General features: G+C 73.6%; 20 protein-coding genes. 15 read left to right on the top strand and 5 right to left on the bottom strand.

Annotated features, from left to right (window positions below; all coding sequences use genetic code 11):
- Nucleotides 1–13: 13 nt before the first annotated feature.
- From Q5694_RS12920 to Q5694_RS12910, 3 genes are all read left to right on the top strand, one after another.
- A complete protein-coding gene (locus Q5694_RS12920) occupies nucleotides 14–3,838 on the top strand; it encodes a type I polyketide synthase (protein WP_333932975.1) in 3,825 nt (1,274 codons plus the stop codon).
- A gap of 22 nt (nucleotides 3,839–3,860) precedes the next feature.
- Nucleotides 3,861–5,090, top strand: coding sequence for a crotonyl-CoA carboxylase/reductase (ccrA, locus tag Q5694_RS12915; protein ID WP_333932974.1), 1,230 nt, complete (start codon nucleotides 3,861–3,863; stop codon nucleotides 5,088–5,090).
- Between the two features lie 97 nt (nucleotides 5,091–5,187).
- Nucleotides 5,188–5,382 carry an antitoxin gene (locus Q5694_RS12910; protein WP_333932973.1) on the top strand — a complete coding sequence of 65 codons (195 nt, stop codon included), beginning with the start codon at nucleotides 5,188–5,190 and terminating at the stop codon, nucleotides 5,380–5,382.
- 195 nt (nucleotides 5,383–5,577) lie between these two features.
- On the opposite strand, the gene Q5694_RS12905 is transcribed toward Q5694_RS12910, so the two are convergent.
- The 3 genes from Q5694_RS12905 to Q5694_RS12895 form a co-directional block, all read right to left on the bottom strand.
- Nucleotides 5,578–6,324 (bottom strand): 4'-phosphopantetheinyl transferase family protein, encoded by a 747-nt coding sequence (locus Q5694_RS12905; RefSeq protein WP_333932972.1) that lies wholly within the window; start codon nucleotides 6,322–6,324, stop codon nucleotides 5,578–5,580.
- 208 nt (nucleotides 6,325–6,532) lie between these two features.
- Nucleotides 6,533–8,017, bottom strand: coding sequence for a class I adenylate-forming enzyme family protein (locus Q5694_RS12900; protein WP_333932971.1), 1,485 nt, complete (start codon nucleotides 8,015–8,017; stop codon nucleotides 6,533–6,535).
- Nucleotides 8,017–8,265 (bottom strand): acyl carrier protein, encoded by a 249-nt coding sequence (locus Q5694_RS12895; RefSeq protein ID WP_333932970.1) that lies wholly within the window; start codon nucleotides 8,263–8,265, stop codon nucleotides 8,017–8,019. Before Q5694_RS12895 ends, Q5694_RS12900 begins: the two co-directional genes overlap by 1 nt.
- Nucleotides 8,266–8,640: 375 nt before the next feature.
- Between Q5694_RS12895 and paaA the strand changes: the two genes are divergently transcribed.
- The 9 genes from paaA to Q5694_RS12850 all read left to right on the top strand — a co-directional run bounded on the left by paaA (nucleotide 8,641) and on the right by Q5694_RS12850 (nucleotide 16,766).
- Nucleotides 8,641–9,753 carry a 1,2-phenylacetyl-CoA epoxidase subunit PaaA gene (gene paaA / locus Q5694_RS12890; RefSeq protein WP_443040865.1) on the top strand — a complete coding sequence of 371 codons (1,113 nt, stop codon included), beginning with the start codon at nucleotides 8,641–8,643 and terminating at the stop codon, nucleotides 9,751–9,753.
- Nucleotides 9,750–10,061 carry a 1,2-phenylacetyl-CoA epoxidase subunit B gene (locus tag Q5694_RS12885; protein WP_333932969.1) on the top strand — a complete coding sequence of 104 codons (312 nt, stop codon included), beginning with the start codon at nucleotides 9,750–9,752 and terminating at the stop codon, nucleotides 10,059–10,061. Before paaA ends, Q5694_RS12885 begins: the two co-directional genes overlap by 4 nt.
- Before the next feature lie 4 nt (nucleotides 10,062–10,065).
- The gene (gene paaC, locus Q5694_RS12880) at nucleotides 10,066–10,887 is read left to right on the top strand and encodes a 1,2-phenylacetyl-CoA epoxidase subunit PaaC (protein ID WP_443040873.1); all 822 of its coding nucleotides are present in this window, start codon (nucleotides 10,066–10,068) and stop codon (nucleotides 10,885–10,887) included.
- An 8-nt stretch (nucleotides 10,888–10,895) separates the two neighbouring features.
- The gene (gene paaD, locus Q5694_RS12875) at nucleotides 10,896–11,396 is read left to right on the top strand and encodes a 1,2-phenylacetyl-CoA epoxidase subunit PaaD (RefSeq protein ID WP_333932967.1); all 501 of its coding nucleotides are present in this window, start codon (nucleotides 10,896–10,898) and stop codon (nucleotides 11,394–11,396) included.
- Between the two features lie 515 nt (nucleotides 11,397–11,911).
- Entirely contained in the window at nucleotides 11,912–12,949 is a 1,038-nt protein-coding gene (locus Q5694_RS12870; RefSeq protein ID WP_333932966.1) for a 2Fe-2S iron-sulfur cluster-binding protein, read from the top strand.
- Nucleotides 12,950–13,005: 56 nt separating this feature from the next.
- Nucleotides 13,006–13,782 carry an SDR family oxidoreductase gene (locus Q5694_RS12865; protein ID WP_333932965.1) on the top strand — a complete coding sequence of 259 codons (777 nt, stop codon included), beginning with the start codon at nucleotides 13,006–13,008 and terminating at the stop codon, nucleotides 13,780–13,782.
- Between the two features lie 47 nt (nucleotides 13,783–13,829).
- Nucleotides 13,830–14,675 carry a tryptophan 2,3-dioxygenase gene (locus tag Q5694_RS12860; RefSeq protein WP_333932963.1) on the top strand — a complete coding sequence of 282 codons (846 nt, stop codon included), beginning with the start codon at nucleotides 13,830–13,832 and terminating at the stop codon, nucleotides 14,673–14,675.
- Nucleotides 14,665–15,510 carry an alpha/beta hydrolase family protein gene (locus Q5694_RS12855; protein ID WP_333932962.1) on the top strand — a complete coding sequence of 282 codons (846 nt, stop codon included), beginning with the start codon at nucleotides 14,665–14,667 and terminating at the stop codon, nucleotides 15,508–15,510. Before Q5694_RS12860 ends, Q5694_RS12855 begins: the two co-directional genes overlap by 11 nt.
- Nucleotides 15,507–16,766, top strand: a complete 1,260-nt coding sequence (locus Q5694_RS12850) for a kynureninase (RefSeq protein WP_333932961.1) — start codon at nucleotides 15,507–15,509, stop codon at nucleotides 16,764–16,766. Before Q5694_RS12855 ends, Q5694_RS12850 begins: the two co-directional genes overlap by 4 nt.
- On the opposite strand, the gene Q5694_RS34820 is transcribed toward Q5694_RS12850, so the two are convergent.
- The gene (locus tag Q5694_RS34820; RefSeq protein ID WP_443040864.1) at nucleotides 16,711–17,085 is read right to left on the bottom strand and encodes an SbtR family transcriptional regulator; all 375 of its coding nucleotides are present in this window, start codon (nucleotides 17,083–17,085) and stop codon (nucleotides 16,711–16,713) included. The two genes, Q5694_RS12850 and Q5694_RS34820, sit on opposite strands and share 56 nt — an antisense overlap.
- A 67-nt stretch (nucleotides 17,086–17,152) precedes the next feature.
- Nucleotides 17,153–18,166: a LacI family DNA-binding transcriptional regulator gene (locus tag Q5694_RS12845; RefSeq protein ID WP_333932960.1), complete on the bottom strand. Its 1,014-nt coding sequence runs from the start codon at nucleotides 18,164–18,166 to the stop codon at nucleotides 17,153–17,155.
- A 326-nt stretch (nucleotides 18,167–18,492) separates the two neighbouring features.
- On the opposite strand from Q5694_RS12845, the gene Q5694_RS12840 reads away from it, so the two are divergent.
- From Q5694_RS12840 to Q5694_RS12830, 3 genes are all read left to right on the top strand, one after another.
- A complete protein-coding gene (locus Q5694_RS12840) occupies nucleotides 18,493–19,803 on the top strand; it encodes an ABC transporter substrate-binding protein (protein WP_333932959.1) in 1,311 nt (436 codons plus the stop codon).
- 88 nt (nucleotides 19,804–19,891) lie between these two features.
- Nucleotides 19,892–20,878, top strand: coding sequence for a carbohydrate ABC transporter permease (locus tag Q5694_RS12835; RefSeq protein WP_333932958.1), 987 nt, complete (start codon nucleotides 19,892–19,894; stop codon nucleotides 20,876–20,878).
- Nucleotides 20,879–20,890: 12 nt separating this feature from the next.
- Nucleotides 20,891–21,814, top strand: a complete 924-nt coding sequence (locus Q5694_RS12830; RefSeq protein WP_333932957.1) for a carbohydrate ABC transporter permease — start codon at nucleotides 20,891–20,893, stop codon at nucleotides 21,812–21,814.
- The last annotated feature ends 11 nt before the right edge of the window (nucleotides 21,815–21,825 follow it).

Genomic DNA, 21,825 nt, shown 5'->3' with positions numbered 1-21,825 from the left:
CGAGGCACACGCCGTGCACGACACCAGCGCACCCCAGGACGAGGACCTCCCCGCCGTCGCCGTCATCGGCATGGCGGGCCGCTTCCCCGGCGCCGACGACCTCGACGCCTTCTGGGAGAACCTCGCGGCCGGCCGCGAAGCCGTACGGCCCGTCACCGACGAGGAGTTCCTCGCCGCGGGCGGCGACCCGCGCGACCTGGACGACCCGGCACTGATCCGGAAGGTCTCCGTCGTCGAGGGCATCGACCGCTTCGACTCCGGCTTCTTCGGCTACAGCCCCGCCGAGGCCGCCGTCGTCGACCCGCAGCAGCGGCTGCTGCTGGAGGTGGCCTACCACGCCCTGGAGGACGCCGGCTGCCTCGGTGAAGACCGTACGGGCGAGGCGTTCGGCGTGTACGCGGGAGCCGGCGACAGCCGCTACTACCCGGCCCACGTCCACCCGCGCTTCGCCGGGCAGCCCGGGTCGGTGGCGCTCGTCCACGCCGCCACCGCCAACTCCCTGGGCACCCTCGCCACCCGCGTCTCCTACGAACTCGGCCTCACCGGGCCCAGCGTGTCCCTGCAGACGGCCTGCTCCACCGCGCTGGTCGCCGTGCACACCGCCTGCCAGGACCTGCTCGACCACCGCTGCGACACCGCGCTCGCCGCCGCCGTCTCCCTCAACCCCTCGGCCGTCCTGGGCTACCGTCACGTGCCCGACGGGCCGTTCTCACCCGACGGCCACTGCCGTGCCTTCGCCGCGGACGCCGCCGGAACGTCCTCGGGCGACGGCGTCGGCGCCGTCGTGCTCAAACGGCTGGAGGACGCCCTCGCCGACGGCGACCGCATCCGCGCCGTCATCCGCGGCAGCGCCGTCAACAACGACGGCCGCCGCAAGGTCGGCTTCAGCGCGCCCAGCGCCGCGGGGCAGACCGAGGTCATCCTCGCCGCGCAGGCCCAGGCGGAGCTCGACGCCGACACGATCGGCATGGTCGAGGCGCACGGCACCGCCACCCGGCTCGGCGACCCCATCGAGGTGTCCGCCCTGACCGAGGCGTTCCGGCAGAGCACGGCACGCACCGGGTTCTGCGCGCTCGGCTCGGTCAAGACCAACATCGGCCACCTCGGAGCCGCCGCCGGCATCGCCGGGCTCATCAAGGCCGTCCTCGCCCTGGAACACCGGCAGATCCCGCCGAGCCTGCACTTCGACCGGCCCAACCCGCTCATCGACTTCGACGCGAGCCCCTTCCGCGTGCCCACCGCCCTGGAGGACTGGCCCGCCGGCGACCACCCCCGCCGCGCGGCCGTCAGCGCCTTCGGCATCGGCGGCACCAACGCCCACGTCATCCTGGAGGAGGCCCCGCCCACCCCTGCCCACGCACCGCGCCCGCCCGAGGACGGCCGCCGCCTGGTGCTGCCGCTGTCCGCCCGGACCGCCGGCGCCCTGCGCGGCCAGGCCGAGGCACTCGCACGGCACCTCGAACGCCACCCGCGGCTGCGGCTGGACGACCTCGCCCACTCCCTGCGCACCGACCGGCCCGCACTGCCCCACCGGCTCACCGTCACGGCCGCCTCCCGCGCGGAGGCCCTGGACGCGCTGCGCTCCGCGGCGCCCACCACCCCGCCGCTCACCGGCGAACCGCCCCGCGTGGCGTTCCTGCTGCCCGGCGGCGGCACCCAGTACCCCGGCATGGGAGCGGAGCTGTACCGCGACCACACCGTCTACCGCGACACCGTCGACGAGTGCGCCCGCATCCTGCGACCCGTCCTCGGCGCCGACCTGCGCACCGCCCTGCTCGAGGAACGGCACCCCGACGACACCTCCGCCTTCCTCGCCCTGGTGGTCACCGAGTACGCCCTGGCCCGCACCCTCATCGAGTCGGGCGTGCGCCCCGACGCGCTGATCGGCCACTCGCTCGGCGAGTACACGGCCGCCTGCCTGGCCGGCGTCATCGACCTCGCGGACATGCTCCCCCTGGTCACCGAACGCATCCGGCTCATCGCCTCCGCCGGCGGTGCCACGCTCGGCGTCGCCGCACCGGCCGAGGAGATCGCGCCGCTGCTCGGCGACGACCTGTCCCTGGCCGCCGTCAACGGGCCCGGCGCCTGCACCGTCGCCGGACACCTCGACGCGGTCACCCGCTTCGAAGCCGAACTGACCCGCCGCGGTGTGCCGTTCCGCCGGCTGCGCATCCCCGTCGCGGCCCACTCCCACGTCCTGGACCCGGTGCTCCCCGCCTACGAGACCCACCTGCGCCAGGTCACCCTGCGCCCGCCGCGCATCCCCTACGTCACCAACGTCACCGGCACCTGGGTCACCGGCGCCCAGGCCACCTCCGTACGGCACTGGCTCGACCACACCCGCCGCACCGTGCGGTTCGCCGACGGCATCAGCGCCCTGTGGGACCGGCTGCACCCCGTCCTCGTGGAGATCGGCCCGGGCGACACCCTGACCAAGCTGGCCACCGGCCGGCTCACCGGCCAGGCACTGGTGACGGTGACCACCATGCGTCACGCCAAGGCCGAGGCGTCCGACGGGTTCGTCCTCGCCGAGGCACTGGGGCGGCTGTGGAGCGCGGGAGTGGACAGCGCCCTGCCCCCGGTGCCGGGCACGCCGCGGCGGGTGCCGCTGCCCCCGTACGCCTTCGAACGCCGGCGTCACTGGATCGACGCCCCGGGCGCGCGCACCGGGCCCGGCACCGCTGACGACGGCCCGGCCGAGTCCGCCACCGGCCTCGCGCCCCGGCCCCGGCTCACCACGGAGCACGTCCCACCGCGCACCGACCGCGAACGGGAGGTGACCCGCCTGTGGGAGGAGACCCTCGGCATCGGCGGCATCGGCCTGCACGACAACTTCTTCGACCTCGGCGGCGATTCGATGCGCGCCGTGCTGCTGGCGGGCCGGCTGCGCCAGTCCGGCGTGCTCGACGTCCCGGCGGCCACCCTGCTGGCCGCGCCCACCGTGGCCGGGGTCCTCGCCGCCACCGACGAACAGGGCACGGCGACCCTGGAGTCCGCCCCCTCGGCCCTCGGCCCGCTGCTGCCGCTGCGCCCCGAGGGCACCGCCACGCCCCTGTTCTGCGTCCACCCCGGCGCGGGCGTGTCCTGGCGCTACACGGGCCTGCTGCCGCATCTCGGCGGCGATCAGCCCGTCTACGGCATCCAGGCGGCCGGTCTCGACGGCACGGCCCCGCCCGCCCCGGACGCCACCGCCATGGTCGCCCACTACCTCGACCTGGTGCGCCAGGTGCAGCCCCGCGGCCCGTACCGGTTGCTGGGCTGGTCCTACGGGGGCTTCGTCGCACACGCCATGGCCTGCGCGCTCCAGCGCGACGGCGAGCGCGTCGAGCTCCTCGCCATGCTCGACGCGCCCCAGCCGCACGGCGCCCCCCACGACCCCGACGGGTCCGAACGCCAGGTGGCTGCCCTGCTGTCCCGGGTGGCCGGCCTCCCCGTCGACGGGGCGCCCGTGGCGGAAGTCCTGGACCGCATCGACGCCCGGGTCGCGGCCGACCCGTCGAGCGTCCCCGTCACCCGCGCCGAGGCCGCCGCCGTGGCCACCGTGATGCGCAACAACCTGCGCATCGCCCCCGAGTTCGCGCCCGGCGTCTACCGCGGTGACGTGCTGTTCTTCAGCGCCGCCGAGGAGCAGCACACCGACTTCCCGGCGGACCTGGCGGTGCTGCCCGGCAAGGCCGACAGCTGGCGGCCGTACGTCGACGGCACCCTGCACGACCATCGCGTGCCGTGCGGCCACTACGAGATGACCGAACCCGAACCGATCGCCCGCATCGGCGAAGCGGTCGCCAAGGCCCTGGGCGGCCTCGGGGACCGGGCCGCCGCATCCCCTTCCCCGTGAACCCTCGTCGAGGAGAACCCGCGTGAGTGCGACCCAGGACCTCTACGAACTCGGTGACGCGCCCGAGATCGGCACGGCCCCCGAGAAGATGTACGCCTCGCTCATCCGCCGCGAGCGCTACGGACAGCCCGCCGACGCCTTCAGGACCGAGGTGGTCGACGTCCCACCCGTCGGCCGGGGACAGGTCCTGGTGAAGGTGATGGCGGCCGGCATCAACTACAACAACGTCTGGGCGGCGCTGGGTTCGCCGCTCGACGTGATCGCCGCCCGGCAGAAGGCGGGCGCCACCGAGGACTTCCACATCGGCGGCTCCGATCTGTCGGGGATCGTGTGGGCGGTCGGCGAGGACGTGCGCGGGGTGCGGCTCGGCGACGAGGTCGTCGTCCTCGCCAACCGCTGGGACGAGAGGGCCGAGGACGTCCGCCTCGGCGGTGACCCGACCTGGTCGACGAGCCAGCGCGTGTGGGGTTACGAGGAGAATCACGGCTCCTTCGCCCAGTTCGCCGTCGTCGACGACTACATGTGCCACCCCAAGCCCGCCCGGCTGTCCTGGGCGGAGGCCGCCTGCTACATGGCGACCGCGGCCACCGCCTACCGCCAGCTCTTCGGCTGGCCGCCGCACACCGTGCGCCCGGGTGACCCCGTGCTGATCTGGGGCGGCGCCGGCGGCCTCGGCTGCATCGCCATCCAGCTGGTCCGGCACGTCGGCGGCATCCCCGTGGCGGTCGTCTCCAGCGAGGAGCGCGGCGAGTTCTGCCTCAAGCTGGGCGCCGAGGGCTTCATCGACCGGCGGCGGTTCGACCACTGGGGGCGGCTGCCGGACACCTCCGACGAGGCGGCGATGGGCCGCTGGCTGTCGGGGGCCCGGGCTTTCGGGCGGGCCTTCTGGGAGGTGCTGGGCGAGCGCCGCAGTCCGCGCATCGTGCTGGAGCACTCCGGCGCCGACACCATCCCCACGTCCCTGTACCTCTGCGACAACGGCGGCATGGTCGTCCTGTGCGGCGGCACCACCGGCTACAACGGCGACGTCGACCTGCGCTTCCTGTGGATGCGGCAGAAGCGCCTGCAGGGCTCGCACGTCGCCACGGCACGCGAGGCACGCGAGGTGACCCGGCTGATCGACCAGGGGATCATCGACCCCTGCCTGTCCAGGACCTTCGATTTCGACGAGATCGGCCTGGCCCACCAGCTGATCCACGACAACCGGCACCCTGCGGGCAACATGGCCGCGCGGGTGGGCGACCGCGGGTGAACGACGGACCGGTATGAGCCTGCTGCGGTGATTCGTCCACATCGGACGGGGTACCTGCGCCGAGTACGACGTACGCGCACTCCCCGGAGGTACTCCCATGGGCAAGCTGGGCGACATGATGAACAAGGCCAAGCAGATGGCCAAGGGTCACCCCGACCAGGCCGACAAGGGCGTCGGCAGCGCCGAGCGCATGGTCGACGAGCGGACGGGCGACAAGTACGACGCCCGGACCGACAAGGCCGCCGACACGGTGCGACGCTCCTACCGGGACGGCGGGACGTCGGAACACTGACCGGTTCGACCGTCCCGGCCGCCCCCGGCGTACCGCACCGGGGGCGGCAGGACGCGCGCGGTGCCGGCCCGCGCGGCCGGCGGGCCGCTCCCGGCGCAGCACACCCGGAGCGGCCGGACGCCGCGGCGTCGAGCCGCTGAACCCGCTGCCCACCCCCGGCGCACGGCGTTCACGGGTGGGCCGGGCGGCGCGGGGTCAGGCCCGCGGCCCGGCCCACCCGGTGACCTGGCTGAACACGCCCGCTTCCAGGCGCGTCACCCGCACCCGCACGGCTCGGGCGGGCGCCGTCCGCAGGGCGACGCGCAGATCGCCCTCCATCGGTTCGGCCCGCAGGTCCCTCAGGTTTCGCGGTGCCGTCCCCGCCTCATGGGCGTCGTCACGCGCACTCAGCGCCTTCCACGCGGCCTCCTTCGCGGAGAACAGCTCGGTCACCGACCAGGCCGCGCCCACCGGCCCGCAGCCGCCGGCCAGCAGCCCCTCCTCGTCCTCGCGCAGCACCAGCCGGGCCGCACCGCGGGGGAGGGGCCGCAGCTCGAGGTCGCAGCCGAGAGGGACGTCCCCACCCGGGCCCCGGGCCACGGCGACCGCCATCCCGGCACTGTGCGAGATCGACGCGGCCAGGCCCGGCGGGAACACCGGCAGCCGCCCCGCACGGGGGATCTCGCCGCAGTCCACTCCCACCGCGCCCAGAGCCCGCCGGGCGGCCCACCGGCCCGCCAGGAACTCCAGCCGCCGCCGGTCCGGCATCGACGCCGCCGCGGCCGCCTCCGCGGGCCCCGCCGGCTCCAGACACGCCTCCCACACGGCGGCGGCACCCAGCCCGAGGCCGGCGGCGACCGGCAGCGCGGTGAGCGTCGACAGGCCGGGCGGGCCGGACGGCCCGGGGCGGTCCGGGGCGCCGGGGAACGAAGGCGGAGCGGACCGCGAAGACGGCGCGGACACCACAAGCCGTGCGGGCGCCGCGGGAGGCGCGGGCGCTCCGGACGCCGCGTACGGCGCGCACGGCCCGGCCGGCGCGCTCCCGGCGCCGTGCGCCGCGTCTCCGGCCCACCGATCGCCTCGGGCCGGCCACGGCGTCACCGCCGTGGCCGGCCCGGTCCCGGAGGGGCGGCCGGTCATCGCCGCGCGCCCCGGACGGCGCCGCGCACCCTCACGCCCGCAGCACCTTCTTGATGATCTTCCCCGCGGGATTGCGCGGCACCTGCTCGATGAACTCCACCCGCCGCGGCCGCTTGTACGGCGCGAGCAACTCGGCCACGTGCGCCAGCAACGCCGCGGCGTCCGGCTCCACGCCCGGTTCCGCGACGACGTACGCCAGCGGCACCTCGCCGTAGTCCTCGTCGGGCATCCCGACGACCGCCGCGTCCCGGACCGCCGGGTGGGTCATCAGGGCGCGTTCGATCTCCGAGGGGTAGACGTTCTGGCCCGCCCGGATGATCACGTCCTTCGTGCGGTCCACCAGGCTGATCCGGCCCTCGTCGTCCAGGAACCCCAGGTCGCCCGTCCGGATCCAGCCGTCGAGGGTGATCTCACGGGTGGCCGCCGGGTCGTTCCAGTAGCCCTGCATGACGCCCGGCCCGCGCACCACGATCTCCCCGATGTCACCGGGCGGCAGCTCCCGGCCGCCCCCGTCCACGGCCCGCGCGGACATGCCCGGCACGACCCGGCCGCAGGGGATGCGGGCGGTGACGTCCCCGGGCGCGGGGTGCTCGTCGGGTCCGAGCGTGACGAACGGGCCGCCCACCTCGGTCATGCCGTACACCTGCCGGAACCCGCAGCCCAGCCGCTCCACCGCCTCGGCGTAGACGTCGAGGGGCATGGGGGCGGCGCCGTACAGGACCTCCCGCAGAGAGGACAGGTCGGTGTGCCGGGACGCCTTGGCCTGCAGCATGAACCGCAGCATCTGCGGCACCAACCACATGTGCGTGGCACGGTGCCGTTCCACCGCGGCGAGGGCCCGCTGCGGAGTGAACCCCGGCATGAGCACGATCGTCGCGCCGGCCGCCATGTACGTGAGGGACACGACCATGCTGCCGTGGTACAGCGGACAGCAGTTGACCATGACGATGTCGTCGGTGGGGCGGGCCATCACCAGCCAGCCGAGCGCGATCGCCCGGAACGACGCGCTGTCGACGGTGACGCCCTTGGCCTGCCCGGTGGTGGCGGAGGTGTGCAGCACGGCGACGGGGTCGGTGTCGGCCACGTCGGGCAGATCCCGCTCGCCCGCCAGGCTGCCCAGTTCGGCGAAGGCGGGCTTGTCGAGGGCCAGCCGCAGCCGCACCGACTCCGGAAGCCCGCAGTGCCGGTCGAGCAGTTCCGACTCGCCGATGACGGCCACCGCGCCGACGCGTTCGACGATGCCGGCCACCTCGGGCTCGGCCAGGCTGTGGTTCAGCGGCACGAACAGCGCGCCCAGCCGGGCCAGCGCGAAGTAGCTCTCCAGCACCTCGACGCGGTCCTTGGAGAGCACGGCCACCCGGTCACCCGGGCGGATGCCCGACTCGGCGAGACCCCGTGCCAGTTCGATGGTGCGGTCGTGCAACTCGGCCCAGGTGACGCTGCGTTCCTCGTCGACCAGCGCGGTGCGCCGGGGCCGGCACTGGCGGTTGCGCTCCAGCAGCTGCGTCAGCCACATCACGCACCGCCGCTCGCCCCGGCGACCGAGTGCTCGGCCACGAAGCGCTCGTAGTCACCGATGGTGTGCAGCTTCTCCATGTCCTCCGCCGTGATCTCGACCCCGAGCCGCTGCTCGACCAGGAGGACCAGGCGCACCAGGTCCCCGGAGTCGATGCCGCTGGCGGCCAGGTCGACGTCGTCGCCGACCTGGTCGGCGTACTCGGCCGTGCCGGTGAGTTCGACCAGCAACTCCCTGATGGTGCTCATGGTTTCCCCTTTCCTCGGCGTGCCGGCCGCCGTACGGGACTCGTCTGTCACCTCTGCAAGAGGGCGGCACGGCCGGTCCCACTCCCCGTGCCGTTCCGTGAGCTTTGTCACGCGGCCGATCCCGGCGGGGTGGGGATAGCCGGGGCGGTGCCCGGCCTCTTACCGCAACGAAGCACCCGCCCCGCCCGGCCGGCCCCGGCCGGGCGAACGGCCCCCGACCGAAGGAGTGATGCGAGTGCCCAGGCAGCCGGTACAGGTCCCGGCACCGGGACGCCGTCGCACGCCACGCACGGCGGACGCCCGTCGCACGGCCGGCACCGGCCGCCGGGCGGGCACCGGCCCCACGGCCGGCACCGGTCACGCCGGGAGTGCCTCGTGACCGGACCCGCCACGACGGCCGGACCCGTCGCCGCCGCACCCGACCCCGCCACCGCCGAACAGGACGCACTGCTCGCGCACTTCGACGCCCTCATCGCCGACGGCGAGACGATCGAACCGCGGGACTGGATGCCCGACGCCTACCGCCGCATGCTGATCCGCCAGATCGCCCAGCACGCCCACTCCGAGATCATCGGAATGCAGCCGGAGGGCGCGTGGCTCACCCGGGCCCCCTCCCTGCACCGCAAGTCGGTCCTCATCGCCAAGGTGCAGGACGAGGCCGGCCACGGCCTGTACCTCTACTCCGCGGCCGAGACCCTGGGCGTGGACCGCGCCGATCTCCTGGACGCCCTGCACCGCGGACAGCAGCGCGCTTCCGCCACGTTCAACCATCCGGCCCTGACGTGGGCGGACACCGGGGCCATCGCCTGGCTGACGGACGGCGCCGCCGTCATCAACCAGGCACCCCTGTGCCGCACTTCCTACGGACCGTACGCCCGCGCCATGCGCCGTGTCTGCCAGGAGGAGGCCTTCCACGTCCGGCAGGGGTACGACCTGATGCGCGCCCTGTGCGAGGGGACGCCGCAGCAGAAGGAGATGGCGCAGGACGCGGTGAACCGCTGGTGGCTGCCCGCCGTGGCGCTGATGTTCGGGCCGCCCGACACGGAGGCGGGCGGGGCCGACGCGCGGACCGCCGCGCTGGGCGCAGCGGTGTCGCGCCGGGCGATCGCCTGGGGGATCAAGCGGCACACCAACGACGAGCTCCGCCAGCGCTTCGTCGACACGTGCGTCCCGCAGGCCGAACGCCTCGGTCTGACGCTGCCCGACCCGGCGATCCGCTGGAACGAGGACCGGGGCCACTACGACTTCACGCCCGTCGACTGGGAGACCTACCGCGAAGCCCTGGGCGACGGCACGCACTGGGCGCGGCAGCGCCTCGCGCACCGCCGGGCCGCACACGAGGACGGAGCCTGGGTACGGGAGGCCGCCGCCGCGTACGCCGCCCGCACGGACGCCACGGGGATGACAGGGGCCACCGACGCCGGCGAGGCCACGCCGGTCACGGATGCCGCGGGCGTCGTGGACGTCATGGGGGAGGAGGCCGGATGAGCGGCGGGGCACGGGAGGGGGTGCCGGCGTCCTGGGAGGTGTTCCTGCGGGCCCGCCGGGGCCTGGCTCACCAGCACGTGGGATCGGTGCGCGCCGCCGGCCCGGACGCCGCGCTGGCCACGGCCCGCGACCTGTTCACGCGCCGCGGGGAGCCGTCGTCGCTGTGGGTGGTCCGCTCCGACGCCGTGCACACGGCCTCCCCGGACGAACGCGATCCCTACTTCGCGGGCACCGACAAGCCCTACCGCCATCCCGAGCACTTCGCGCCGCTGAACGAGAAAGGCCCCCGAGGTGACCACCACGCGTGACGACCTGGCAGGTCCCGCGGCCGCCGACCCGGGCGGCACACCGGCCGGCGCCGCTGCACCCGTCGCGACCGGAACCGCCGCCGACCTGGCCGTGCACCTCCAGCGGCTGGGCGACGACGCCCTCGTCCTGGGTCAGCGCCTGTGCGAGTGGATCACCCGCGCGCCGACCGTGGACGAGGACCTGGCCCTGTCCAACATCGCCCTCGACCTCATCGGGCACGCCCGTGTCCTGCTCACCCGCGCCGGCCGGCTCGACGGCACCGGCCGCACCGAGGACGACTTCGCCTTCACCCGCTCGGAGCGCGAGTTCACCAACGTCCTGCTGACCGAACTCCCCAACGGGGACTTCGCGACGACCGTGGCCCGCCAACTGGCCTACACGCACTACGCGGTGCCGTACTACGAGGCGCTGGCGAACTGCCCCGACGCCGAACTCGCCGCTTTCGGCGCTCGTGCCGCCAAGGAGGTCGCCTTCCACCGGCTGCACGCCGACCGCTGGACCCGGACGCTGGCCGGCGGCACCGAGGAGAGCGCCCGCCGCATGCAGGCGGGCTTGGAACGGGTGTGGCCCTACACCGCTGAGCTGTTCGACGAGGACGACACGGCGCGCCGCCTGTCCGCGTCCGGCACGGTTCCCTCCCCGGCGCTCCTGCGTCCGGCCTGGCAGCGGAGCGTCTCCGAGGTCGTCGGCGGAGCGGGACTCACCGTGCCCAGGGCCTCCTGGTCGGCGAGAGGGGGAAGGTCCGGCTTGCACACGGAGGAGTTCGGCCCGCTGATCGCCGAACTCCAGTCGGTGCACCGGCAGTTCCCCGGAGGTTCCTGGTGAGTGCGCCGATGCCGTCCCCGTCCCGGTGCTCCGTCCGGGAGGTGCGCGAACGGGTGGAGGCGCTTCCCGACCCCGAACTGCCGGTGATCGGCCTCGGCGACCTCGGTGTCGTGGGCTCGGTCGGAGCGGCCGCGGACGGGGTGCTGGAGGTGGAGATCATGCCCACCTACCTCGGCTGCCCGGCCCTGCCCGAGATCACCGCCGCCGTACAGGACGTCCTGTCCGCCTGCGGCCACCCCGAGGGCCGCGTACGGCAGGTGCTGTCGCCTCCCTGGACCACGGACCGCATCACCTCCGAGGGCCGGCGCAGGCTCGCCGCGCACGGCATCGCCCCGCCCGTGTCCCCGGCCCCGCACGGCCCGGTCCCCGTCGAGCTGGGCGTCGTGCCCTGCCCCCACTGCGGGTCCCGGGCCACCCGCCCGCACAGCACCTTCGGGCCGTCGCGGTGCCAGTCGGTGCTGTGGTGCACGGCGTGCCGAGAACCCTTCCCCCACCTGACCGCGCTGTGAGGCCCACCGTGAACACCGCCGCCGGCCCGCCCACCGCCACCGAGGAAACGGCCGTGAGCTCGCCCACCACCGGGAAACCGGCCGCCAACCCACCCACCACCGCCGGGGCGTCCGCGACGCCGTCCACCCATGCCGCCGGGGCGTCCGCGACGCCGTCCACTCATGCTGCCGGGGCGTCCGCGACGCCGTCCACCCATGCCGCGGGGGCGTCCGCGACGCCGTCCACCCATGCCGCGGGGGCGTCCGCGACGCCGTCCACTCATGGCGCGGGGGCGTCCGCGACGCCGTCCACCCATGCCGCGGGGGCGTCCGCGACGCCGTCCACTCATGCCGCGGGGGCGTCCGCGACGCCGTCCACTCATGCCGTCGGGGCGTCCGCAACGTCGTCCAGCCCCACCGCTGGGGCGGGCGCGACGCCGCCCGCCGCTGCTCTGCCCGCGGCGCCCGCCCCGTCCGGCCGCACCGGCTTCCACTCGCTGCGCGTCACCGACCTCCGCCGCCCGACGGCCGACACGGTGGCCGTCACCCTCGAGGTGCCCGCCACCCTGCGCGGCGTCTTCGCCCACCGCCCCGGCCAGCACGTCGTCGTCCGGCACCGCCGCTTCGGCGGTGAAGTGCGCCGCAGCTACTCGCTCTGCCCGCCACCCCACGATCCCGAGGCGCTGCGGCTGGTGATCAAACGTGGCGCCCCCGACGGCTTCGGCGCGTACGCCATCAGCCGTCTGGAAACGGGCGACCGGCTCGAACTCTCCCCGCCCACCGGCTCCTTCGCCCTGCCGGAGCTGCCGCCCGGCGCCCACCACGTGCTTCTCGCGGGCGGGTCCGGCATCACCCCGCTGGCGCCGATGGCCGCCCACGCCCTGCGCCGGGACCCGACCTGCCGCGTCAGCCTGATCCACTCCGTCCCCACCTCCGCCGACGCCGTCCTGGCCGACGAACTGGCCCGGCTGAAGGACGAGTTCGTGGACCGCCTCACCGTCCTGCACGTACTGACCCGGGAGGACCGGGGGAGCGGGGACGGGCCGCTCGCGCGACGGCTGGACGCGGCCGGTCTGCGCCGGCTGCTGGCGGCCGTGGACGCCCGGCCCGGCCCGGACACGGCGTTCGCCCTGTGCGGCCCGCCCGGTCTGCTCGACACCTCGCGGCGGGCCCTGGCGGACTGGGGTGCCGACCCCGCGCTCGTACGCTGGGAACTCTTCACGGTTCGGGCGGCAGCCCACGTGCCGCGCACAGCGTCTCCGACACGGGCGCCCGGACCGGTGCCCGCGCCGGGGGAGACCCGGGTCAGCGTCCTGCTCGACGGGCGCCGCCGCGCCGCGACCGTGCGGGCCGGGGACGCCTCCCTCCTCGACGCGCTGCTGCGCGCCCACCCCGACGTCCCCTACGCATGCCGCGAAGGCGTGTGCGGCAGTTGCCGGGCCAAAGTCCTGTCCGGGCAGGTCACGGCCGACGCCCAGCACGCCCTGGACGACCGCGACCTCGCCGCCGGCTACACACTCGTCTGCCGGGCCCGCCCCACCACCCCCGAGGTCACCGTCGACTTCGACGCCTGAGGCCCGACCCCGACCACGCCCCCCCAGTTGCCACCCGACCGCGAAGGAGATCCACGTTGACCACGACCGCACGCCACGAAGGGAAGACCGCCCTGGTCACCGGCGGCAGCCGGGGCATCGGCAGAGCCATCAGCCGCCGCCTCGCCCGCGAGGGAGCCCTGGTGGCGGTCCACTACGGCCACGACGAGGCGGCCGCCGAGCGCACCGTCAAGGAGATCGAGGCCGACGGCGGACGTGCCTTCCCCGTGCACGCCGAACTCGGTGTGCACGGCGACGCCGACACCCTGTGGACCGCCTTCGACCGAGCCCTGGCCGCCCAAGGGGCACCCGAGGGACTCGACATCCTGGTCAACAACGCCGGCATCACCCTCCCGCGGCCGTTCGCCCAGGTCACCGAGGCCGACTACGACCGGGTGTTCGCCATCAACACCAAGGCGCCCTTCTTCGTCGTCCAGCGCGCTCTGGAACGGCTGCGCGACGGCGGCCGGATCATCAACATCTCCTCCGTCGCCACCCGTGTCGCCTTCCCGCCGATCGTCACGTACACCATGACCAAGGCCGCCCTCGACTACCTCACCCTCTCCCTCGCCCAGGAGCTGGGACCCCGGGGCATCACCGTCAACGCCGTCGCACCCGGCTACACCGAGACGGAGATCAACCCCACGCTCAGCGTGCCGGAGATCCGCCGCAGGTACTCCGAGGCCTCCGTCTTCGGGCGGCTCGGCGACCCGGTGGACATCGCCGACGTCGTCTCGTTCGTCGCCAGCGACGACGCCCGCTGGGTGACCGGCCAGTGGATCGACGCGTCCGGCGGCGCCCACCTGGGTGTGTGACCCCAAGCCACCCGGCCGTCCGCCGGCCGGCCTCTCAAGGAGATGTGATGAACCACGGCACGTCCGCCCTCGACGAACCGGTGGACGACGACCTGACCCGCCCGTTCCCGGGTGCGAGCCCCTACGACACCTACGTGCACGCGTCCGTCCTCAACACGCTGCAGCACCCGCTCACCGAGGCCCCGGACGAGATGGGCTTCCTCGTCACCACCCAGGTGATGGAGCTGTGGTTCACCCTGATCGTGCACGAGTGGCGCACGGCCAAGGTGGCGTTCGCCAAGGACGACCCGGACGCGGCCATGGACGCGCTCACCCGCAGCCGCCGCGCGCTGACCGCCCTCAACGGCGCCTGGGCGCCCATCGCCGCGCTGACGCCCGCCCAGTTCAACGGCTTCAGGGCCGCGTTCGGCCAGGCGTCCGGATTCCAGTCGGCCATGTACCGGCACCTGGAGTTCCTCCTCGGTGACAAGTCCTCCGGACTGCTGCGCGCCCACCGCGGCGACCCGGCCGTCCACGAGGCGCTGGGCGAGACCTACCGCGAACCGTCCCTCTACGACGAGGTGCTGGCCCACCTCCACCGGCAGGGACTGCCCGTGCCCCGGCACGTCCTCGAACGGGACGTCACCCTCCCCTACACCTCCGACCCCGGGGTCGTGGACACCTGGCGGCACGTCTACGCCGGACCGCGGCACCACCCCCACCTCGCCCTGGGGGAAGTCCTCACCGACATCGCCGAACTGGTCACCCGCTGGCGGTTCGAGCACGTCCTGGTGGTGCGCCGCGCCATGGGCGCCAAACCGGGCAGTGCCGGCTCGGCCGGACTCGCCTGGCTCGAACGGCGGGCGGCCCGGCCGGTCTTCCCCGAGCTGTGGGAGGTGCGCGGTGACGTCTAGGACGATCTCCGCCTTCGCCGCCGAGGAGGAACAGCGGGTCCTGAGCCTGAAGCCGGTACTGGCACCGGCGCACGGCCGCTACGGCGACCACCCCCACCAGTCCTACGACGCCTGGCCGTCCGACGACCCGGACGCCCCGCTGGTCGTCCTGCTGCACGGCGGCTACTGGCGTTACGACCGCATGCACCTGACGCCCTTCGCGGCCTACCTCTCCGAGCAGGGCTTCGACGTCCTGCTGCCCGGCTTCCGCCGCTCCGGCGGTGCCGGCGGCTACCCCGAGACCTTCGACGACGTCGCCCGCATCGTCGACACCCTGCCCGAGGGACGCCCGTACGTCCTCGCGGGCCACTGCTCCGGCGGGCACCTGGCGTTGTGGTGCGCCGCCCGGGGCCTGCTGCCCGAAGGCTCACGCTGGCACACCCGCAGCCTCCCGACGAGCGTCCTCGCCCTCGCGCCGATCACCGACCTGACCGCCACCCGCCGCGACGACCTCAGCAACGGCGCCGCCCTTCAACTCCTCGGGGGGCAGGCGCACTTCGCTGAGCGGCTGCCGGAGGTCGACCCGCTCACCCTGTTGCGCGGCGCAGGCACCACCGGCGTCCCCACCGTGCTGCTGCACGGGGCGGCCGACGAGGAGGTCCCGCTGACCCAGTTCAGCGACTACGCGGCCGTGCACCGCGACCTCAGGACGGTCGTCCTGCCCGGCACCGGCCATTACACCCTCATCGAACCGGGAGCACCCGGCGCCCGCGCGGTCGCCGACACCCTCCGGGACATGGCGGCCGCCTTCCCGCCGAGGCGGTCCGGCCGCGCGGACCAGGAGGCCGCACGATGACCACCGCACTGTCCGCACCGGCCGGCCTGCGCGGGCGAGCCGCACGGCTCGACGCCGACGATCCCCTGGCCCCCCTCCGCGCGCGCTTCCAGCTCCCGCCGGACGTCGTCCACCTCGACGGCAACTCCCTGGGCCCGCTGCCCGCCGCCGTGCCCGCCGCCCTCGACGACGTCGTGCGCCGCCAGTGGGCCACCGGGCTCATCGGCTCGTGGAACGCGGCCGGCTGGTGGCAGGCGCCCCTGCGGGTCGGGGACGCCGTCGGCGCCCTCATCGGGGCGGCCCCGGGCCAGACGATCGCGGGCGACTCCACCAGCGTGCAGCTGTTCACCGCGCTCGACGCCGCCGCCGCGCTGCGTCCGGACCGTCCGCTCCTGGTCACCGACCCCGGGCACTTCCCCACCGACCGCTATATCGCGGACGCGGTCGCCCGCCGCCGGAACCTGACCGTGCGGCGGGTGCCCCCGGCGGACCTGGCGTCGTTCCTCGCCGCCGAGGGCCATCGGGTCTGCGTCGTCAGCTACGCGCCCGTCGACTTCCGCACCGGCGAGCTGTACGACATGCGGGCGCTGACCCGGGCCGTCCACGACGCCGGGGCGCTGGTGCTCTGGGACCTGTGCCACGCGGCCGGCGCCCTGCCCCTGGACGTCGACGGCCTCGGCGTCGACCTGGCCGTCGGCTGCGGCTACAAGTTCCTGTCCGGCGGGCCGGGCGCACCCGCCTTCCTGTACGTGGCGCGGCGGCATCACGCCGAGTTGGAGACCCCGTTGCCCGGCTGGACCGGACATGCCGACCCGTTCGCACTCGCTGCCGAGTACACACCGGCCCCCGGCATCGCCCGCGCCCGCATCGGCACGCCGCCGATCCTGTCCCTGCTCGCCCTGGAAGCGGCCCTGACCGCCTTCGACGGCGTCGACATGAGGCAGGTCCGTGACAAGAGCCTGTCCCTGACGGGCTTCTTCCTGCACTGCGCGGGCGAGCTTTTGACCCCCTTGGGCTTCACGTCCGTCACCCCGGCCGACCCGGGCCGCCGCGGCAGCCAGGTCAGCCTCCGCCACCCGCACGCCCGCGGACTGGTCGCCGCCCTCGCCGAACACGGCGTCATCGCCGACATGCGCGCACCCGACCTCCTGCGCTTCGGCGTCAACGCCCTGTACACCAGCCACCGGGACATGCTCACCGCCGCGCTCCGCCTGCGCGACCTCACCCGGGACGCCGCCTACGACCCCGCACCACCGGCTGCGGGACCGGTGACCTGAGAGAACACACCCGCCTTCCCCCGGCCCCGCCGCCGAGGGCCGGGGCAGGCGGGTTCCCCCGGACCCAGACGTGCCATCCGCGCGTGGGTTTCGGGGTCGTGGCCGCGAGGGACAGCCCACCGAGGCTGAAGAGCACGTCGTCCGGTTCGATGTCCGCGCGCACCAGGCCCGCTTCCCGCCCGGCGTGGAGCAGCTCCGTGATCGCGGCGGTCAGCATGGCCCTGCTCCGGGAGAAGGGATCCCCTCCCCGCCGGCGATGAGGGCGCGCAGCGCCTCCGAGATCCCGCGCTTGGTGGTCGTGTAGCGGACGAAGCCGCACGGTCCGGCCGCCCCGCGCCCGGCGAGGCAGACGGGGAAGCCGTCCTTTGTGCACCGCGGCCGGGGCGTCAGGAGGACTCGCGCACCACCAGCTCCGTCGGCAGCGTGATCTGCTGCCGGTCCGCACCGTGCCGGGTGATGTCGGTCAGGATGCGGGCCATCGTCCGGCCCAGCTCCTCCACCGGCTGACGCACGGTCGTCAGCGGCGGGTTGGTGTGGCGGGCCAGGACGGAGTCCTCGAAGCCGACGACGGCGACGTCCTCCGGCACCCGTCTCCTCCGGCGGCGCAGTTCGGCGAGGGCGCCGACCGCCATCAGGTCGGACGCGGCGAAGACGGCGTCCAGATCGGGGGCGCGTTCAAGAAGCGAACGCATGGCGTGAGCGCCCCCCTCCTCGGTGAAATCGCCCGTCTCGACAAGGAGATCCGATGGGGCGGCGCCCGCTTCGCGGTGGGCGGCGCGCCAGCCTGCGAGCCGGCTGCGGCCGACGTCCATGTCCAGCGGTCCCGTGATCGTGGCCACCCGCCGCCGTCCGCGGGCCAGCAAGTGCCGCACGGCCGCGGCGGCGCCGCCGGCGTTGTCGGCGTTGACGTAGCTCAACTGCTCGCCCGCGTCACGGCGTCCCGCCAGAACGGTGGGCAGCCCCATCTCCTCCAGCATGCCCGGCAGCCGGTCCCCCGAGTGCACGGAGACGAGCAGCACACCGTCCACGCGGCGGGTCGCCACCGACTCGGTCAGCTGGTCGCGTTCGGCCTCGTCGCGGACGAGCATCAGCTGCAGCTGGATGCGGCTCTCCGCGCACGCGCCGCTGACGCCGCGGATGATCGCGGCGAAGAACGGCTCCGAGCCGAGCCGGCTCTCCGACTCGGGGATCACCAGGGCCACGGCGTCGGTGCGGTTGGTCACCAGGCCGCGGGCGACGGAGTTGGGGACGTAGTTGAGCTCCTTGATCGCCGCGAGCACCCGGGCACGGGCATCGGCACTGACCAGGTCCGAGCCGTTGACGACACGGGAGACCGTCGTGCGGCCCACGCCGGCGCGGGCGGCGACCGTTTTGATCGTCGGACGGCGGTTTCCGGTCATGTGCTCCCCCCTCGCGCCGCGGCGGCAGGCCCTGCCGCGGAGGTGACCTGCGCAATTCTTGCAGATCCGGCCGTCGCCGGGGCACAGGGCGATCGCAGCGGATCCCACCGCAGCTCAGCACGGTGAGAGAACGAGTTGTGTTCAAGTCATTGACAGATCGGTCCACTCCTACGAGTCTTCGATGCGCCGGTGGGAACGTGCCCACCCCAGAGTGGGCACGTTCCCACTCGTCCAAACCATCCCAGAACTCATCACCACGGCTTCGTCGTGGCCAGCGCTGGACCCGTCGCCGTCGACGGTTCGGCGACGTCGCTAGGAGGAGACCCATGAGCACTTCCGGTTCGTTGCGCAGAAAGGCGGTGGCGGGGGCCGCGGCCGCCGGCGCGCTGGCGCTCGTGGTCGGCTGCGGCGGCAGCGACGACTCCGCCACCGGCGGCGGCAAGAAGGACGGCAAGGTCACCATCACCATGGGCCTGTACGGGGTGATGGGCCTCAAGGAGACCGGCCTCCTCGAGCAGTACGAGAAGGAGAACCCCGACGTCGACATCAAGGCCGAGATCGCCGGCGACGAACAGACGTACTACACCGCCCTGCAGACCAGGCTCGCCGCCGGCAAGGGCCTGAAGGACATCCAGGGCATCGAGATCGGCCGGGCCAAGGAGATCACCGACACGCAGTCGGACAAGTTCGCCGACTTCGGCGACATGTCGGGCACCGACCACTTCCTGCCGTGGAAGGAGTCCCAGATCAGCACCGCCGACGGCAAGGTGCTCGGCCTCGGCACGGACATCGGGCCGATGGCCGTCTGCTACCGCAAGGACTACTTCGAGAAGGCCGGCCTGCCCACCGAGCGCGAGGAGGTCGCCAAGCTCTGGGAGGGCGACTGGAAGAAGTACGTCGAGGTCGGCCGCACCTTCAAGAAGGACTTCAAGGGCGACGGCGTCGCCTACATGGATGCGGCCAGCGGCCTGTTCAACGCCATGATCTACGGCAACTCGGAGCAGTTCTACGACGAGAAGGGCGAGCTGGTCTACGACAGCAACCCGGTCGTCAAGGAGGCGTGGGGCCTTGCCGCCGACGCGGCGGAGGACGGTCTGACGGCCAAGCTCCGCCAGTTCCAGCCCGGTTGGGACCCCGGTCTGGCCAACGGCACGTTCGCCACGGCCGTGTGCCCCGCCTGGATGCTGAGCCACATCAGTGAGAAGGCCGGACCGGCGAACAAGGGCAAGTGGGACGTGGCCAAGGCCCCCAAGGGCGCCAACTGGGGCGGGTCCTTCCTCGGTGTCGTCGAGCAGAGCCCCGTCAAGGAGGAGGCCAAGAAGCTCGTGGCCTGGCTGACCGCACCCGAGCAGCAGGCGCACATTTTCAAGGAGATCGGCAACATCCCCTCCTCGCGCCAGGCGCTGGACAGCCCCGAGGTCAAGAACGCCGAGTCCGAGTACTTCAGCGGCGCGCCCATCGGCCGGATCTTCGGCGCCGCGGCCCAGGAGATTCCCGACAAGCAGGTCCTCGGCCGCAAGGACGGCACGATCAAGGACACCTTCTCCCAGGGCCTGACGCTGATCGAGCAGCAGGGCACGGCACGGGACAAGGCGTGGGAGACCACCGCGGAGCGCATCGAGAAGGCGGTCGGCTGACCCCCGGCCCCCGCGGCCGTCCGGGCCCGCCCGTCGCGGCCGGGTCCGGACGGCCGGCTCACCCATCCGCTCTCAGGAAGGAACTCCGGTGGCCATCTCCACCACCAAGGCCCTGACCGGGGACGAGCCCGCCGGGCCGCCTCCGGAAGAAGGCGCCGGCCGGCGGCGCGGCGCGCTCCTGCACCGGCTCGACATCAAGGGCGCCCCGTACGTCTTCGTCGCGCCGTTCTTCGTGGTCTTCGCCGCGTTCAGCTTCTACCCCCTCGTCTACACGTCCTGGATCTCCCTGCACGACGTCGAACTGGCCACCCTCGACGTCATGGAGTGGGTGGCGTTCGACAACTACGTCGAACTGTGGGGAGACTCCCGGTTCTGGAACGCGCTGCAGAACACGATCACCATCGGCGTCATCTCCACCGTGCCGCAGCTGCTGATGGCCCTCGGGCTGGCACACCTGCTGAACTACCGCATGCGCGGCTCGCTGTTCTTCCGCGTCGCCTCACTGGTGCCCTACGCGACCTCGGTCGCCGCGGCCGCCCTCGTCTTCACCATGATCTTCGAGCGCGACTTCGGCATGATCAACTGGGCGCTGGGTGCGGTCGGGATCGACCCCGTGGACTGGGAGGCCGACAAGTGGCCCGCCCAGGTGGCCATCTCCACCATCGTGATCTGGCGCTGGACCGGCTACAACGCGCTGCTCTACCTCGCCGCCATGCAGGCCATCCCCGCCGACCGCTACGAGGCCGCCTCCCTCGACGGCGCCTCCCGATGGCAGCAGTTCACCCACGTCACGGTCCCCGGGATCCGCTCCACGATCGTCTTCACCATCGTGCTCTCCACGATCGGCGCCACGCAGCTGTTCGGTGAGCCGCTGATCTTCGGCCAGGGGCCCAACGGCGTCAGCGGCGGCGCGGACAACCAGTACCAGACCCTGGGACTGCTGCTGTACGAAGAGGGCTGGAAGAACTACCAGATGGGCCGCTCGGCGACCGTCGCCTGGGCCATGTTCCTGCTGCTCCTGCTCGTCTTCCTCGTGCAGCGCGTCGTCAAGCGCGCCCGCTCCCGTACGTCCTGACCCGGAGTCACCATGACCCTGCAAAGTCTCCCGGCCCGGACCGGCACCGCGGGCCCGGCATCACCCGAGAAGACGACCCGCCGGGGCGGCCGCGGGCTGCTGCGCCAGCGCGCCGGCCGCCAGCACCACGCCGGCCCCCTCGCCTACGTCCTGCTCGCCGTCATGGCGGTGCTGTCCATCTTCCCGCTCTACTGGACGATGGTGGCCGCCTCCACCGACAACACCCGGGTCAGCCAGACCCCGCCGCCGTTCCTGCCGGGCCCGAACCTGTTCAGCAACCTCGCCCGTGCCTGGGACGAGGCGGCGATGGGCAAGGCGATGATCAACAGCCTCATCGTGGCCGGCGTGATAGCCCTGTCCACGGTGCTGTTCGCGACGCTCGCCGGATTCGCCTTCGCCAAACTGCGGTTCAAGGGGCGCAACGCCCTGCTCATGCTGGTCATCGGCACCATGCTCGTGCCGCCGCAGCTCGGCGTCGTACCCCTGTTCATGATGATGGCCGAGCTCGGCTGGTCCCAGCAGCTGCCCGCCGTCATCTTCCCGACGCTGGTGAGCGCGGTGGGCGTGTTCTTCATGCGGCAGTACCTGTCCGAGGCCCTGCCGGACGAGCTCGTCGAGGCCGGACGCGTGGACGGAGCGCACTCGCTGCGGATCTTCTGGAGCATCGTGCTGCCCGTCGCCCGCCCCGCCATGGCCGTGCTGTTCATGATCACGTTCGTGCACGCCTGGAACGACTTCTTCTGGCCCTTCGTGGTCCTCGACATGACCAACCCGACCGTGCCCGTCGCCCTCACCCAGCTCAGCGCGGGGTACGTCCGCGACCAGTCGCTGATCATGGCCGGGGCCCTGCTCGGCACACTGCCGCTGCTGGCGATGTTCATCGTCTTCGGCCGCCAGATCGTCAGCGGCATCATGGCCGGCGCGGTCAAGGGCTGACCGCCGCGCGA

It is taken from the genome of Streptomyces sp. AHA2, from assembly GCF_036857595.1.
In the GTDB taxonomy this organism is placed as follows: domain Bacteria; phylum Actinomycetota; class Actinomycetes; order Streptomycetales; family Streptomycetaceae; genus Streptomyces.
Note: the sequence above shows the minus strand (reverse complement) of the source record. Positions and strands in the feature narration are given on the sequence as shown.